We start from the raw sequence: 13,841 nt of genomic DNA, 5'->3' as shown, positions 1-13,841 counted from the left end.
GGTGTCGGCCGGTTCTTACGCCTGTTTTCCACCGGCAACGCATTCCTTGCATGAGACAGGCAGTTGCAGGAGTGTGGATATGACTGAATTTCTTATCAAAAATGCCGATACCATCCTGACGATGGATGATGACCGTCGCGAGCTAAACGAGGCGGACATTCTGATCCGCAATGGCCAGATCGCACAGCTTGGTCACGGGCTGACAACAATGGGTGAGGTGCATGATGCCAAGGGCTGTGTCGTCACCCCGGGCTTGGTGAACACGCACCATCATCTCTATCAAACCCTGACCCGCGCGGTTCCGGGCGGGCAGGACGCGCTGCTTTTTGGCTGGTTGCAAACGCTCTATCCCATTTGGGCGCGGTTCGGGCCCGAGGAGATGTTTGCCTCGGCTCAGATCGGATTGGCAGAGCTGGCGCTATCCGGCTGCACCCTCAGTGCCGATCACCTGTATCTGTATCCCAATGGCGCGCGGTTGGAGGATACGATCGTTGCCGCTTCCGAGCTGGGCCTGCGGTTTCACCCAACGCGCGGCGCGATGAGCATCGGCGAAAGTGATGGCGGCCTGCCACCGGACAGTCTGGTTGAGGCTGAAAGGGACATCCTGAACGACATGATCCGCGTTGTGGATGCGTTTCATGATCCCAGCGACGGGTCGATGTGCCGCATCGGCCTCGCCCCCTGTTCGCCCTTCTCGGTCAGCCGCGATCTGATGCGTGATGCCGCTTTGCTGGCGCGTGACAAGGGCGTCATGCTTCACACCCATCTGGCCGAGAATGACGAGGATATCGCCTATTCCAAAGCGCAATTCGGTTGCCGACCAGGGCAATATGCCGAAGAGTTGGGCTGGACCGGCCCGGATGTCTGGCACGCCCATTGCGTCAAGCTGGACGGGGCCGAGATTGACCTGTTCTCGAGAACAGGAACCGGAGTGGCCCATTGCCCCTGTTCAAATTGTCGTCTTGGCTCGGGCATCGCGCCGGTGCGCAGCATGCGTGATCAGGGCGTGAAAGTTGGGCTCGGCGCGGATGGCTCGGCCAGCAATGATAACGGCAACCTGATACTCGAAGCGCGGCAGGCGATGCTTTTACAACGCGTCTCAAATGGGGCCGACGCCATGTCCGCCCGCGAAGCGCTGGAGATTGCGACCCGAGGCGGTGCGGATGTGCTGGGGCGGCCCGATTGCGGGCGGTTGATGCCGGGCAAACGGGCCGACATTGCCGTGTGGGACACGAATTGCATCGAAAGCGCGGGTAGCTGGGATCCAGCAGCTCTGTTGCTGGCCGGGCCCATGCAAGTCAAACACTTGTTTGTCGAAGGGCGTCAGATCGTGCGGGATGGTCACATCACGACGATTGACCTGCCACGTGCCATCGAAGCCCAAAACCGCCTGGCGCGCGCGTTGGCGCAATAGCAGAATCCGTCCTTCATCTGGCTAAAATATCCCCGCCGGCGGCATGCGCCAAAGGCGCATTCAGCAGGCCACCTGCCTCCCTCCGATCCAGACCTCGGCAATGGCGCGGTCATCGCCCATCATGATGGTTGGGAACACTGCCTCCCACAGATCATCCGCATGGGCCTCTCGCTGGGCAATCGCCGCGGTTGAGGCGAGGTCGATGACAACTAGATCCGCCTCCACTCCGGGTGCGATATTGCCGATGCAATCCTCCATCCTCAGTGCCCGGGCCGATCCGACCGTGCCCAGCCACAACAATTGCGCCGGGTGCAGCGGGCGGCCGCGCAGCTGACCGATCTCATAGGCGGCCGCCATCGTGCGCAGCATCGAGAAGCTCGACCCGCCGCCGGTATCGGTGGCCAACCCGACTCGGTGACCCGCATGGATCAGCCCGTTCATGTCAAACAGGCCCGAGCCGATGAACGTGTTCGAGGTTGGACAATGCACCAACGCTGCATCTACTTCGCGCAACCTGTCGCGTTCGCGGTCTTCCAGATGGATGACATGACCATAAAGGCCATTTCGACCCAGCAGACCGAATTTCTCATAGGTATCCAGATAGTCCCGTGCATTCGGGAACAGGGATCGGACCCATTCGATCTCATCCGTCTGCTCGCTCAGATGAGTTTGCATCAGGCAATGCGGGTGTTCGGCCCAAAGCGCGCCCAATGCCTCAAGCTGTTCAGGTGTCGAGGTGGGTGAAAATCGAGGCGTGATCGCGTAAGATAAACGATCCACGTGATGCCATTTCTCAAGCAGCGCTTCGGATTGGTCATACGCTGTTTGCGCAGTGTCCAGCAAACCCTCGGGCGCGTTGCGATCCATGCAGGTTTTGCCGGCAACAACCCGCTGTCCGCGTTGCTGCGCGACCGAAAAGAACGCATCGACGCTTTCGGGATGGATGGTGCAGAAACTGCACATGGTGGTGGTGCCATGCGCCGTTGTCAGATCGAGATAGCGGTTCGCAATCTCGGTCGCATAGTTGATGTCGCCGAACTTCATTTCTTCGGGAAAAGTATAGGTGTTCAGCCAGTCGATCAGCCGTTTGCCCCAGCTTGCGATCATTGCGGTCTGCGGGTAGTGAACATGGGGGTCAACAAACCCCGCCATGATCAGATGGTTGCCATAGTCTCGGGTTTCGGCGCCCGGGTGAGCGGCGGTCAAGGCGTCCAGCGCACCGACGGCCTGCACACGCCCATCTTCGATCACCACGACCTCATCCAGCCGGGTTGCGTCGGTTGGCTCCCCGTCAAACGGCGACCCGTCAAAACTTAGAACGCGCCCTTTCAAAAGCGTCTTTTGCGCCATTCGCCCTGTTCCCTAGCTGTTTGAGGCCACGGATAAGCATATGCGGGCGAAAGATGCGGGTAAATCGGCGTATTGTCATTGTTTTCCGGTAGCTGCTTCTTCTAATTAGGGATCAATGACCGAGGAAACGGGGGCAGATATGACGACAGGCTTTGATGAACCCGTAAGTGACTCGACCTCTGACGAGGATGTCTATGTGCTGGACCGCCGGACTGTCGCGGCCATTCTCTATGCCGTGGATGTGGATGATCGGGCCAAGCTGATCGAGCTGATGGAGCCGCTGCACGCCGCCGACATCGCCGACCTTCTGGAACAGATCAACCCATATGACCGTGCCCGGCTGATCCGTCTATATGACAGGGAATTTGACGGCGATATCCTCTCAGAATTGGATGAATCGGTCCGGGAAGAGGTCATCAACGTTCTGAACCCCGACGTTTTGGCCGAAGCGGTTCGGGACATGGAAAGCGACGATGTCGTTGACCTGCTGGAGGACCTTGAAGAACCACAGCAGGAAACCATCCTGGACGCGCTGGAGGATTCTGAGCGGGTTGCGGCGGAGCAGGCGCTTGCCTATCCGGAAAACTCGGCCGGTCGCCTTATGCAGCGTGAGGTGGTTATGGCCCCCGAGCATTGGACTGTTGGGCAAGCTATCGATTTCATGCGCGCCAATGACGATTTGCCTGAACAATTTTACCATGTCGTTCTGGTTGATCCGCGTCTGAAACCTGTGGCGCAGGTCACACTGGGCAAGTTGATGGCAACCCGGCGCGAGGTCCCCCTGCATGATCTGACAGAAGAGGAATTCCATGTCATTCCCGTTGATCAGGACGAAGAGGATGTGGCTTATGCGTTCAACCAGTATCACCTGATCTCTGCCCCGGTCGTGGATGCCGATGGCCGTCTGGTCGGCGTAATCACCATCGACGATGCTATGGTGGTGCTCGACGAGGAACACGAGGAAGATATTCTGCGCCTTGCCGGTGTCAGCGACGAAAGCTCGCTTTCGGACAGCGTAGCGGCGACCAGCCGTCGGCGTTTGCCCTGGCTGGCTGTGAACCTGTGCACGGCCATTTGTGCTTCGCTGGTGATTTCACAATTCGAGGCGGCGATCGATCAGTTGGTGGCGCTGGCGATCCTGATGCCGATTGTGGCCTCGATGGGGGGTAATGCAGGGACGCAATCACTGACCGTCGCGGTGCGGGCACTGGCGACGCGCGACCTGACTGCCGCCAACGTCATGCGTGTGATCCGGCGTGAGTTGCTGGTGGGCATGCTTAACGGGCTGTGCTTTGCCATTGTTTTGGGGACAGTAGGAATGCTGTGGTTTGACTCTCCGCTGCTGGGTGTCGTGATTGGATCAGCCTTGGTCGTGAACATGATCATTGCTGGCTTTGCGGGTACGGTAGTACCTGTGGTGCTGGACCGGCTGGGTGTTGACCCCGCTCTGGCTTCAGGGACTTTTGTGACGACCACAACGGATGTCATGGGGTTCTTCATCTTCTTGGGACTGGCCAGCGTGGTGCTTTTGTGACGGATCTGACTGAAATCAAGGCTGCGGCGCGCAAAGCGGCTTTCGCCCGCCGTAAAGCTGCGTTTGACGCGCGCCTGCCCGGCGCTGCGGGACGCCTGTCCGAGGTGCTGGCGGGGTATCGCGGCGTGCCCCTGTCTGGCTACATGCCGATCCGAACCGAGATCAACCCGTTGCCTACCATGGCCGAGGCCTCGGCCTATGGTCCGGTCGGTGTGCCTGTGATTCAAGCCGCCGGTCAGGCGCTCAAGTTCTCGCGCTGGACGGCTGAAGGGGCGTTGAAAGACGGTCCCTTTGGCGCAAAGGTGCCTGAGGTTGACGACTACTTCGACCCCGAAATCCTGATTGTTCCGCTGGTGGCCTTCGATGCGCAGGGCGGGCGCCTGGGCTATGGTGGCGGATTCTATGACCGTACGCTGGACGGGCTGCGCGCCAAGCGTCCGACGCTGGCCATCGGTTTTGCCTTTGATGCGCAAGAGGCCGAGGGGCTACCACTGGAATCCACCGATCAGCCCTTGGATGTGGTTGTCACCGAAAGCCGAGTTCTGAGCTTCAATACCTAACCCATATTCTCGGCCCGGAAATACTCCCATGCATCCTGCGTTGAACCATCGGGCAGCGTGCATGTCCCGGTTTGGCCATCCTCGCCATCCACTATCTGGTACTGCCCGCCTTTCTCAGCGCAGAAGGTTGCTGCCGGATTGGCCAGCCCAGTCGCTGGTTCCGAAGGCTGATCGCAGGCGGCAAGAGGGGCAAGCAGGACGGCGTAAATCAGGTGGCGGGTCATGAACGTCTCCGATCCAATGCGGTTTTGTGCTCTATGGCCTTAGTTTAATCGCTTGTGCTTGGCATTGACCACACTTAGGACGGTTGGAATGAGGATACTTTTTCTGGGTGACGTCATGGGCCGCGCGGGACGCACGGCTATCCAGCAGCATCTGCCGCGTCTGCGCGACGACTGGCGGCTGGATTTCGTTGTGGTCAATGGCGAGAATGCGTCAAACGGGATGGGCCTGACCGGCGATCATGCCAAGCTGTTGCTGGATACGGGTGCAGATTGTCTGACGCTGGGCGATCATGCCTTCGACCAGAAAGATATGCTGCAGTTCATCGAGAAAGAACCGCGCATCGTGCGCCCGGTGAACTTTGCCAAAGGCGCGCCGGGGCGGGGGCATCGCCTGTTCAACGCGCCCGGAGGGCGCAAGGTGCTGGTGGTTCAGGTGCTGGGGCAGGTGTTCATGAAACGGCCTTTTGACGATCCGTTCTCGGCCATAGAACCGATCCTGAAATCCCACCCGCGCGGCGGGCAGGCGAACGCCATCATCGTCGACATGCATTGCGAGGCCACGTCCGAGAAGATGGCGATGGGCCATTATTGCGACAAACGCGCCAGCCTTGTGGTGGGCACGCATACGCATGTGCCGACGGCGGATTCACAGATACTGCCCGGTGGCACGGCCTATCTGACGGATGCGGGGATGTGCGGTGACTATGACTCGGTCATTGGCATGGACAAGGTCGAGCCGCTGCGCCGGTTCATCACCGGTATGCCAAAGGCCCGGTTCACCCCTGCGAATGGCGAAGCAACGCTCAGCGGTGTGTTTGTCGAGACCAATGATCAGGACGGCAGTGCAAAAACCGTGCGCATGGTGCGCGTCGGTGGGCGGCTAGAGCAGGCGGCTCCGTAAAGGCTTGCTCTGCCTCGCGCAATGCGGGAAACTACCCATCAGGCGCTTGGGCCAGGGTTCGGACAGAATACCACGAATGCACTTCCTTTCACTGACAGACACCGGCAGCGCAGTTCTGGCGCTTTTGATTGTTGCGGGCATGTTCGTCATGTTCCTGCGCGAGGTTTACCCGACCGAAGTTGTCGCCATCGGTGGTGTTGCTTTGATGCTGGTGACGGGAATACTGCCCTATCAAAGCGCGCTGGCTGTGCTGTCAAACCCCGCCCCGTGGACCATTGCGGCGATGTTCATCATCATGGGGGCGCTGGTGCGTACAGGGGCACTGGATGCCTTCACCTCGACCGCGCAGAAACAGGCGCAAGTGAACCCGAAGATCGCCATCGCCCTGCTTATGGCATTTGTGGTTCTGGCCTCGGCGGTGGTCTCTAACACGCCCGTTGTTGTTGTGATGATCCCGGTCTTTGTCCAGATTGCGCGCACGCTGAATGTGCCAGCCTCAAAACTGCTGATTCCGCTGAGTTATGCGGCCATTCTGGGTGGAACGCTGACCCTGATCGGAACCTCGACCAACCTGCTGGTGGATGGTGTTGCCCGCACGCAGGGCATGCAACCCTTCACAATTTTCGAGGTCACCCCGCTGGGGATCGCGCTCGTCATCTATGGCATGGTCTACCTGCGTTTTATCGCGCCCCGACTGCTGCCGGATCGGGATAGCATGGCATCGCTGTTGAGTGATCGGTCCAAGATGAAGTTCTTTACCGAGGCCGTCATCCCGCCCGACAGTAACCTGATCGGGCGCGAAGTAACCGGCGTGCAGTTGTTCAAACGCCCCGGTGTACGACTGATCGACGTTGTGCGTGGCGATGAATCGTTACGACGCAATCTGCAAGGCGTGACGCTCAATGTGGGTGATCGGGTTGTTCTGCGCACCGAGATGACCGAACTTCTGAGCCTGCAACGCAACAAAGAGCTAAAGCGGGTTGATCAGGTGTCGGCGATTGAGACCAAAACGGTCGAGGTTCTGATCACTCCGGGCTGCCGTATGGTCGGACGCACGCTTGGGGCGCTCAGGCTGCGACGGCGCTATGGTGTCTACGTTCTGGCGGTTCATCGTCGGAACCAGAATATCGGCCGACAGTTGGATGATCTGGTCGTGCGCGTGGGCGATACACTGTTGTTGGAAGGCTCACCCGCCGACATTCAGAAACTGGCCGCAGATATGGACATGGTCGATGTGACCCAACCTTCGGCGCGTGCATTCCGTCGTAGCCATGCGCCTATTGCTATTGGTGCGTTGGTTGGGATTGTTGCTCTGGCAGCGTTTGGCATAGCACCTATCCTGTTGCTGTCGATTTTGGCGGTCGCAGCTGTCTTGGTCACGCGTTGCATCGACGCGGACGAGGCCTTTTCCTTTGTCGAGGGCCGCCTGCTGGCACTGATCTTCGCTATGCTTGCCATCGGAGCCGCTCTCGATGCTTCGGGTGCAGTGTCGCTGATCGTCGAGGCCATCGCGCCTTCGCTTGGGCTATTGCCACCCTTCCTGATCATATGGGCGGTATATCTGCTGACTTCGGTCTTAACCGAATTGGTGTCGAACAATGCGGTTGCAGTTGTGGTTACACCTATCGCTATAGGGTTGGCACAGGCGGTCGGGTTGGATCCACGCCCCTTGGTTGTCGCCGTCATGGTTGCGGCTTCGGCGTCTTTTGCAACGCCCATTGGATACCAGACCAATATGATGGTCTATGGTCCGGGCGGGTACAGGTTCACTGATTTCATGAAGGTGGGTATACCGCTCAACCTGACGGTTGGGCTGCTGGCGTCGCTACTGATCCCGTTGATCTGGCCTCTGTAAAATCGGCGCAAGCTTGCCGCCGCGCTGCGGTTGCCCTTGTAAAATCACGCGAACATACAAAGTTTTGTGCATGTGATTGTGCAGAGGGAATTGGATCATGTCTGCGAGAGTAACCGCAATTTGTACTGCAGCAGCTTTGATGCTGGGAATGGGTCAGGCGGGTATCGCCGGAACCGTCGCAGGATCAGCCACCTATCGTGAACGGATCGCTGTGCCGCCAGATGCCACCTTGTTTGTCGAACTTCAGGATGTCTCGCTGGCGGACGCGCCTGCTGTGACCTTGGCCGCTCAACGCTATGCACTGACAGGTGTTCCTGCACAGTTTAAGCTGACCTATGACGATTCACTGATCCGGGATGGGCACAGCTACATTGTTCGTGCGTCGATTTCGCAGGGTCAAAGGCTGCTGTTCACCACCGATACCAGTTATCCGGTTCTGACGAACGGTGCCGATGATGCGGTCGATCTGATCTTGATTCAGCTGCAGAGCGAACCTTCACTGGACAATACAGACTGGATTGTTGGAACGCTGAACGGCGCTCCGGTTGAGACTGAACGGCGGCCAGAACTGAACTTTGTACAGAACGGTGCATTCTCCGGTACTGGCGGGTGCAATCGGTTCACGGGTCAGGCCGGGATAACCGGCAACCAGATCGACTTTCCGGACAATATGGCCGCTACCCTGATGGCGTGCCCACCTCCGTTGGATGAGGTCGAACGTGAGTTTCTGAAAACGCTGCAAACCATTACGAGTTTTGCGCGGCAAGGGGATACATTGGCGCTGCTGGATGGGGCGGGTGAGCCGGTCATCCAACTGGCACGCAAGTAATCCAGATCAGGCCACCGCGCGCGACCGGCCCGCATTTCGGCCCGAGAAGATACAACCACCAAGAAACGTGCCCTCAAGCGCGTTGTAGCCGTGATAGCCGCCGCCGCCAAAACCTGCGACCTCTCCGGCGGCGAACAGGCCGGGCACCATTTGCCCGTCAGCACCGATCATCTGGCTATCCAGATTGGTCTGCAATCCGCCCAGTGTTTTGCGGGTCAGCACATGCAGTTTGACCGCAATCAGCGGGCCGTTCGAGGGGTCAAGGAACTTGTGCGGCTTGGCGGTGCGGATCAGTTTGTCTCCGCGATAGTTGCGCGCAGCAAGGATCGCCGTCATCTGCGCATCTTTCGAGAACGGATTGTCGACTTGGGAGTCCCTTGCCTCAATTTGTGCCCGCAGATGCGCCTCGTCAATCAATCCGCCGCCCAACTGGTTCATGCCGCTGACCAGTTCCGTCAAAGTATTGGCGACGACAAAATCCTCACCCTTTTCCTTGAAAGCCTCGACCGGTGCGGTGGCTTTTGAACCGGACAAGATGCGCTGCCGGATGACCTCTTTCCAACTGCCCGATGTGAAATCGGGGTTTTGTTCTGATCCCGACAAAGCGAATTCTTTTTTGATCACCTTCTGCGTCAGTACAAACCAGCTGTAATCGTATCCGGTTTTCAGGATCTCGCGCAGGGTCCCCAACGTGTCGAAGCCTGGCAGACAAGGAGGTTCCATCCGGTTGCCAGTCGCGTCGAACCACATTGAACTTGGTCCGGGCAGGATACGAATGCCATGAGCAGGCCAGATCGGATCCCAGTTTTTGACACCTTCGGTATAGTGCCACATGCGATCGCCGTTGATCACATGCCCCCCCGCCTTTTCGCTGATGGCGATCATGCGGCCATCTACGTGAAACGGCACGCCGGCGACCATGTCTGTGGGTGGCTTGCCCAGGCGATCTTGTGGCCAGTTCTTGCGGACCATTTCGAAATTGCCGCCAATCCCGCCGGATGTGACGATCACCGACGGTGCGTAGCACTCGAATTCCCCAATCTCTTCACGGTTGGTCTTGCCGCCGCGCTGGGCGGTGTCATCGGCCAAAACCTCACCCGATACACCTTTGGCGGTGCCGTTTTGCATAATGATGTGGCTGACCTGATGGCGGAACTTCAGCTCGATCAAACCTGCGCTGACATGGTCTTTGACGCGGCGAATGAAATGCTCCAGAACGCCCGGGCCCGTGCCCCAGGTGATATGAAACCGTGGGACCGAGTTGCCATGCCCATTGGCGAATGACCCACCCCTTTCGGCCCAACCGACAACCGGGAACCAGCGAAGACCCATCTCATGCAGCCATGGCCGCATTTCTCCGGCCGCAAACTCTACATAGGCTTCGGCCCATTTGCGCGGCCAGGTATCTTCGTCGCGGTCGAACTGGGCGCTGCCCATCCAGTCGCGCAGGGCCAAATCATGGCTGTCCTTGATCCCCATCCGGCGTTGTTCCGGCGTGTCGACCATGAACAGGCCACCCAGGCTCCAGAACGCCTGACCACCCAGAAAGCTTTCGGGTTCCTGATCAACCATGATCACCTTTTTGCCGCGGTCGCCCAGCTCGGCTGCTGCGGCCAGCCCAGCCAAACCGCTACCAACGACAATTGCATCTGCGGTGGTATTGGTCATGAGCGGTCCTTTCAGCGTTTGCGGAACCAGATGAGAAATGGCAGCACGACCGCATACATCGTGATCCCGTAGACGGCAGATGGCAGGGCCAACGGGCTGAACCCGCTGTCGGTACTGGTGATCAGGGCCGCCAGCGTGATCCCCAGCGTCGAGTTCTGGATGCCCGTATCGATTGAGATGCTTTTACACTCGGCCCATGACAGGTTTGCGGCACGCGCGATCCCCAGCCCGATCAGCAAAAGCGCGATATTCAAGGAAATCAAGCCCGTGCCCATAATGCCCAGATTATTGACAAAAGTTTGCCAGTTTCCGGCCAGCGCCGCCACGACGATCAGAACGAACAGGATGGAGGCGAGCATCGACAAGCCGCCTTCGACGCGGTTTGCAAACTCCGTTGCAAACTTACGAATACTGACGCCGATGGCGACGGGAAGGGTTGTGATCAGGAACATGGCAATAGCCAAACCGGTGATCGACACTTCGGGCGCGTTTTCTCCCATAAAATAGGTGATGGACCACGCAGCCAGAACCGGAACTGTTAGGATCGACAGAATGCTGATTACCGCGGTCAGGCTGACCGATAAGGCCACATCGCCCTTGGCCAATTTGGTCAGGATGTTGCTGGTTACGCCGCCGGGGCAGAAGCTGAGCAACATAAAGCCAACCGCGATCTCAGGGGGAAACCCAAACAAGGTAACAGTTGCGAATGCGGAGATGGGCAGCAGGATCACCTGACAGACCGCACCGATGGCAAAGGGGATTTTGCGGCTTAGCACGCGTCGGAAATCCGCGATCTCAAGCCCGATACCCAGCGATAGCATGATGATGGCCAGCGAGATCGGCAGGCCGACATTAATAAGCAAATCCAAGAACAACTCCTTCCCAGGGTGTTTCGGATCAGCCTACGCGAGCTTGAAAGCCGCAGGCAATACCGCCGTTAGGTCACTTGTAGCGCTGGACAAACCGGCGCAGGATTTCACCGGGCTGGGTGACATCTGCGGCGTTGCAGATATCGATCAGGATTTGTGCGTCTTCAGGTGGGAAATAGCCGTGATGCTTGTAGATATTGATGCGCTGTTCAAAGTCTTTTGCGTCCGCCTCAGGGTGAAACTGCGTTGCATAGACGTTCTGGCCCCAGCGGATCATTTGAAACGGACAAGGATCTGAGGTAACGAGGTGCACGCATCCGTCGGGCAGGGCCTGCACGGCTTCCTTATGGCCGACAAAAGCGTCGAATTCTGGCTTCAATCCCGCCGTCAGCGGGTCAGTCGCGCCATCGTTTGTCAGACGGCAGGCCGAGGGGCCGACCGGTTCCCCAAACTGGGCCTTGCTGACATCCCCGCCGAGATGAGCCGCCAGAACACCCAAGCCATAGCAGCAGCCCATGAACGGATGATCATGGGCGGTGATCTGAGGCATAAGCTCCATCACCGCACCTTCGATCTTTGCGTCAAGCGCTGATTTCGTGTTGGGATCGTCACTGACGCAGCCGGGGCCTCCGCCGACGATGACACCCGCGTAATCTGTGACATTCAGCCCCTCTGGCAGGTCCTCGCAATCCAGCCGAATGCGGTGCGTCTGCGCAGGCGATAGGCCGGTTTTGTCCAAAATCGAGGCATATTCGGCATCCGAAGCATCTGCCTCGGGGCGGAGTTGCAAGATCAGGAAGCGTTTCATAAGCGGCCTTTACCTGTCACAGCGGCCAGAAGACAAGGATTGAGGGGATCGAGACCGCGATGATCAGGATCTCCAGCGGCAATCCCATACGCCAGTAGTCGCCGAACCTGTAGCCACCGGGACCCAGAACCAGTGTATTGTTTTTGTGTCCGATGGGGGTGAGGAATGCAGCCGAGGCCGCCACCGCAACCGTCATCAGGAATGGATCGGGTGAAACTTCCAAAGTACGTGCCATCTGGATGCCCACAGGGGCGGCGACAATGGCTGTGGCGGTGTTGTTCAACACATCCGACAGGGTCATGGTCACGACCATCAGCACCGTTAGAATAGCCCAAGCGGGCAAGCCATTAGTCAGTTGAATCAAGGCGTTCGCGATGAGTTCAGTCCCGCCGGAGGTCTCCAACGCACTGCCTAAAGGGATCATTGACCCTAACAATACGACGACGGGCCATTCGATGTGATTGTAGATGTCGCTGATCGGCATGATCTTGGTCAACACATAGGCGATGACAACCAATCCCAACGCAATAGGCAGATAGATCAGGCCGACGCTAGCCGCCAGAACGGCCGCCGCAAACAGGCCAATGGCGAGCCAGGCTTTTTCATTTGCGGTTACGTTCAACCCGCGTTGTGCCAGTGGCAAACAGCCCAGCCATTCGGTCACATCCGCACCTCTATCGCGGGGGCAGAGCAGCAGGAGGATATCGCCTGCTTCCACCTCGGTCTTGCGGACCTGCTCGGTGATCTGGCGACCTTGGCGTGAGATACCCATCAGAACCGTACTCTGCCGCCACGCCAGCCCCAACCCCTGAGCGGTGCGACCTGCAATGCGGGCGCTTTCGGTGGCGACGACCTCGATCACTTCAAGCCCTTCGCCCTCGGCGGTCAGAACCTCCTGTCGCCGGGTGTCCGAGAAATCCAGCTTCAGGGCAGCGCGAAATTCGTCCAACGCTTCGGGGCGGGCCTCCAGCACCAGCGCGTCGCCTTCTTTCAGCGTAGCGTGGGAGGATCGGCCATAGCGTCGTTTGCCGTCGCGGATCAGGCCAATGATGGCGACATCAGATTTCTCGGCATCCTCATAAAGCTCGCTGACACGCTTACCGATATGCGGGGAGTCAGGAGGCAGGGTCAGTTCAGCGATGTATTCAGCAAGAGCTTCAGAAGCTTCTTGTTGCTGGCTCCGGTTCGGGATCAACCGCCAGCCAATGAGGGACACAAAGGCCAGCCCGGCAATGGCGGCAATACCGCCAACCGGAGCAAAATCGAACATCTTGAAGGGCTCGCCTAACGTTTCTGCGCGGATTGAGGCGATGATGATATTCGGCGGTGTGCCGATCAATGTGGCCATGCCACCCAGAATGGTCGCAAAACTCAGCGGCATCAGCGACAGTCCCACCGATCGCCCGGCCTTGCGCGCGGTCTGAATGTCCACCGGCATCAGCAGGGCCAGCGCGGCGACGTTGTTCATGAAGGCTGACAGAACCGCGCCGATCCCGCCCATCAGCGCGATATGGGCGCCCAAACCGCGTGAGGCATCAACCAGTGTGCGGGTGATCAGGAACACCGCCCCGGACCGGACCAGCCCGGCAGAGACGACCAGAACCAACGCAACGATGATCGTTGCAGGATGACCAAACCCGGCGAAGGCATTGTCCACCGATACAACACCCAGCACGACACCGATCATCAGGGCGGCGAAAGCCACGAGGTCATAGCGGAACCGGCCCCATAGCAGCATTCCAAAAACAGCAGCAAAAAGTGTGAAAAGAATGATTTGTTCTGTCGTCATGCCGCCACCATACCTGCATGGGGGCGTCTCGCAAGCCGAT

The 13,841-nt window shown here is 58.6% G+C and carries 12 protein-coding genes; 6 read left to right on the top strand and 6 right to left on the bottom strand.

From position 1 onward, the window contains the following. The first annotated feature begins 79 nt into the window (after nucleotides 1-79). Nucleotides 80-1,414, top strand: coding sequence for an 8-oxoguanine deaminase (locus AC2FGE_RS12350; protein WP_496819509.1), 1,335 nt, complete (start codon nucleotides 80-82; stop codon nucleotides 1,412-1,414). A gap of 60 nt (nucleotides 1,415-1,474) precedes the next feature. Here AC2FGE_RS12350 and guaD read toward each other — a convergent pair whose 3' ends face one another. Then, on the bottom strand, nucleotides 1,475-2,764 hold the full coding sequence (gene guaD, locus AC2FGE_RS12345) for a guanine deaminase (protein ID WP_496819508.1): 1,290 nt from the start codon (nucleotides 2,762-2,764) through the stop codon (nucleotides 1,475-1,477). Nucleotides 2,765-2,903: 139 nt separating this feature from the next. Between guaD and mgtE the strand changes: the two genes are divergently transcribed. Both mgtE and AC2FGE_RS12335 read left to right on the top strand, forming a co-directional pair. Continuing rightward, a complete protein-coding gene (gene mgtE, locus AC2FGE_RS12340; protein ID WP_496819507.1) occupies nucleotides 2,904-4,298 on the top strand; it encodes a magnesium transporter in 1,395 nt (464 codons plus the stop codon). After that, complete coding sequence (locus AC2FGE_RS12335; RefSeq protein WP_496819506.1) at nucleotides 4,295-4,858, top strand: 5-formyltetrahydrofolate cyclo-ligase; 564 nt, start codon at nucleotides 4,295-4,297, stop codon at nucleotides 4,856-4,858. The genes mgtE and AC2FGE_RS12335 overlap by 4 nt, the downstream gene beginning before the upstream one ends. Here the strand turns inward: AC2FGE_RS12335 and AC2FGE_RS12330 are convergent. Beyond that, nucleotides 4,855-5,082, bottom strand: a complete 228-nt coding sequence (locus AC2FGE_RS12330; protein WP_496819505.1) for a putative hemolysin — start codon at nucleotides 5,080-5,082, stop codon at nucleotides 4,855-4,857. The genes AC2FGE_RS12335 and AC2FGE_RS12330 overlap by 4 nt on opposite strands. Before the next feature lie 88 nt (nucleotides 5,083-5,170). Here AC2FGE_RS12330 and AC2FGE_RS12325 point away from each other — a divergent pair, with 88 nt between their 5' ends. The 3 genes from AC2FGE_RS12325 (at nucleotide 5,171) to AC2FGE_RS12315 (ending at nucleotide 8,667) form a co-directional block, all read left to right on the top strand. Further along, nucleotides 5,171-5,983, top strand: coding sequence for a TIGR00282 family metallophosphoesterase (locus tag AC2FGE_RS12325; protein ID WP_496819504.1), 813 nt, complete (start codon nucleotides 5,171-5,173; stop codon nucleotides 5,981-5,983). Nucleotides 5,984-6,059: 76 nt separating this feature from the next. Continuing rightward, nucleotides 6,060-7,838 carry an SLC13 family permease gene (locus AC2FGE_RS12320; protein WP_496819503.1) on the top strand — a complete coding sequence of 593 codons (1,779 nt, stop codon included), beginning with the start codon at nucleotides 6,060-6,062 and terminating at the stop codon, nucleotides 7,836-7,838. Between the two features lie 97 nt (nucleotides 7,839-7,935). Further along, nucleotides 7,936-8,667: a YbaY family lipoprotein gene (locus AC2FGE_RS12315; RefSeq protein WP_496819502.1), complete on the top strand. Its 732-nt coding sequence runs from the start codon at nucleotides 7,936-7,938 to the stop codon at nucleotides 8,665-8,667. A 6-nt stretch (nucleotides 8,668-8,673) separates the two neighbouring features. On the opposite strand, the gene AC2FGE_RS12310 is transcribed toward AC2FGE_RS12315, so the two are convergent. The 4 genes from AC2FGE_RS12310 to AC2FGE_RS12295 form a co-directional block, all read right to left on the bottom strand. Continuing rightward, nucleotides 8,674-10,335, bottom strand: coding sequence for an FAD-binding dehydrogenase (locus tag AC2FGE_RS12310; protein WP_496819501.1), 1,662 nt, complete (start codon nucleotides 10,333-10,335; stop codon nucleotides 8,674-8,676). Between the two features lie 11 nt (nucleotides 10,336-10,346). Beyond that, entirely contained in the window at nucleotides 10,347-11,204 is an 858-nt protein-coding gene (locus AC2FGE_RS12305) for a bile acid:sodium symporter family protein (RefSeq protein WP_496819500.1), read from the bottom strand. Nucleotides 11,205-11,277: 73 nt separating this feature from the next. Next, complete coding sequence (locus tag AC2FGE_RS12300; RefSeq protein ID WP_496819499.1) at nucleotides 11,278-12,012, bottom strand: glutamine amidotransferase; 735 nt, start codon at nucleotides 12,010-12,012, stop codon at nucleotides 11,278-11,280. A gap of 16 nt (nucleotides 12,013-12,028) precedes the next feature. Further along, complete coding sequence (locus tag AC2FGE_RS12295; protein WP_496819498.1) at nucleotides 12,029-13,801, bottom strand: SLC13 family permease; 1,773 nt, start codon at nucleotides 13,799-13,801, stop codon at nucleotides 12,029-12,031. Nucleotides 13,802-13,841 lie beyond the last annotated feature (40 nt).

It is taken from the genome of Ruegeria sp. YTSA075, from assembly GCF_059610245.1.
The sequence above is the reverse complement of the archived record's forward strand: the minus strand, read 5'-3'. Positions and strand labels throughout refer to the sequence as shown.

What these genes read in the sequence shown, in the direction of transcription:
- guaD (WP_496819508.1), bottom strand. Translation starts at nt 2,764, where the DNA reads ATGGCGCAAAAGACGCTTTTGAAAGGGCGCGTTCTAAGTTTTGACGGG.
- AC2FGE_RS12350 (WP_496819509.1), top strand. Translation starts at nt 80, where the DNA reads ATGACTGAATTTCTTATCAAAAATGCCGATACCATCCTGACGATGGAT.
- AC2FGE_RS12310 (WP_496819501.1), bottom strand. Translation starts at nt 10,335, where the DNA reads ATGACCAATACCACCGCAGATGCAATTGTCGTTGGTAGCGGTTTGGCT.
- AC2FGE_RS12320 (WP_496819503.1), top strand. Translation starts at nt 6,060, where the DNA reads ATGCACTTCCTTTCACTGACAGACACCGGCAGCGCAGTTCTGGCGCTT.
- AC2FGE_RS12300 (WP_496819499.1), bottom strand. Translation starts at nt 12,012, where the DNA reads ATGAAACGCTTCCTGATCTTGCAACTCCGCCCCGAGGCAGATGCTTCG.
- mgtE (WP_496819507.1), top strand. Translation starts at nt 2,904, where the DNA reads ATGACGACAGGCTTTGATGAACCCGTAAGTGACTCGACCTCTGACGAG.
- AC2FGE_RS12315 (WP_496819502.1), top strand. Translation starts at nt 7,936, where the DNA reads ATGTCTGCGAGAGTAACCGCAATTTGTACTGCAGCAGCTTTGATGCTG.
- AC2FGE_RS12330 (WP_496819505.1), bottom strand. Translation starts at nt 5,082, where the DNA reads ATGACCCGCCACCTGATTTACGCCGTCCTGCTTGCCCCTCTTGCCGCC.
- AC2FGE_RS12295 (WP_496819498.1), bottom strand. Translation starts at nt 13,801, where the DNA reads ATGACGACAGAACAAATCATTCTTTTCACACTTTTTGCTGCTGTTTTT.
- AC2FGE_RS12325 (WP_496819504.1), top strand. Translation starts at nt 5,171, where the DNA reads ATGAGGATACTTTTTCTGGGTGACGTCATGGGCCGCGCGGGACGCACG.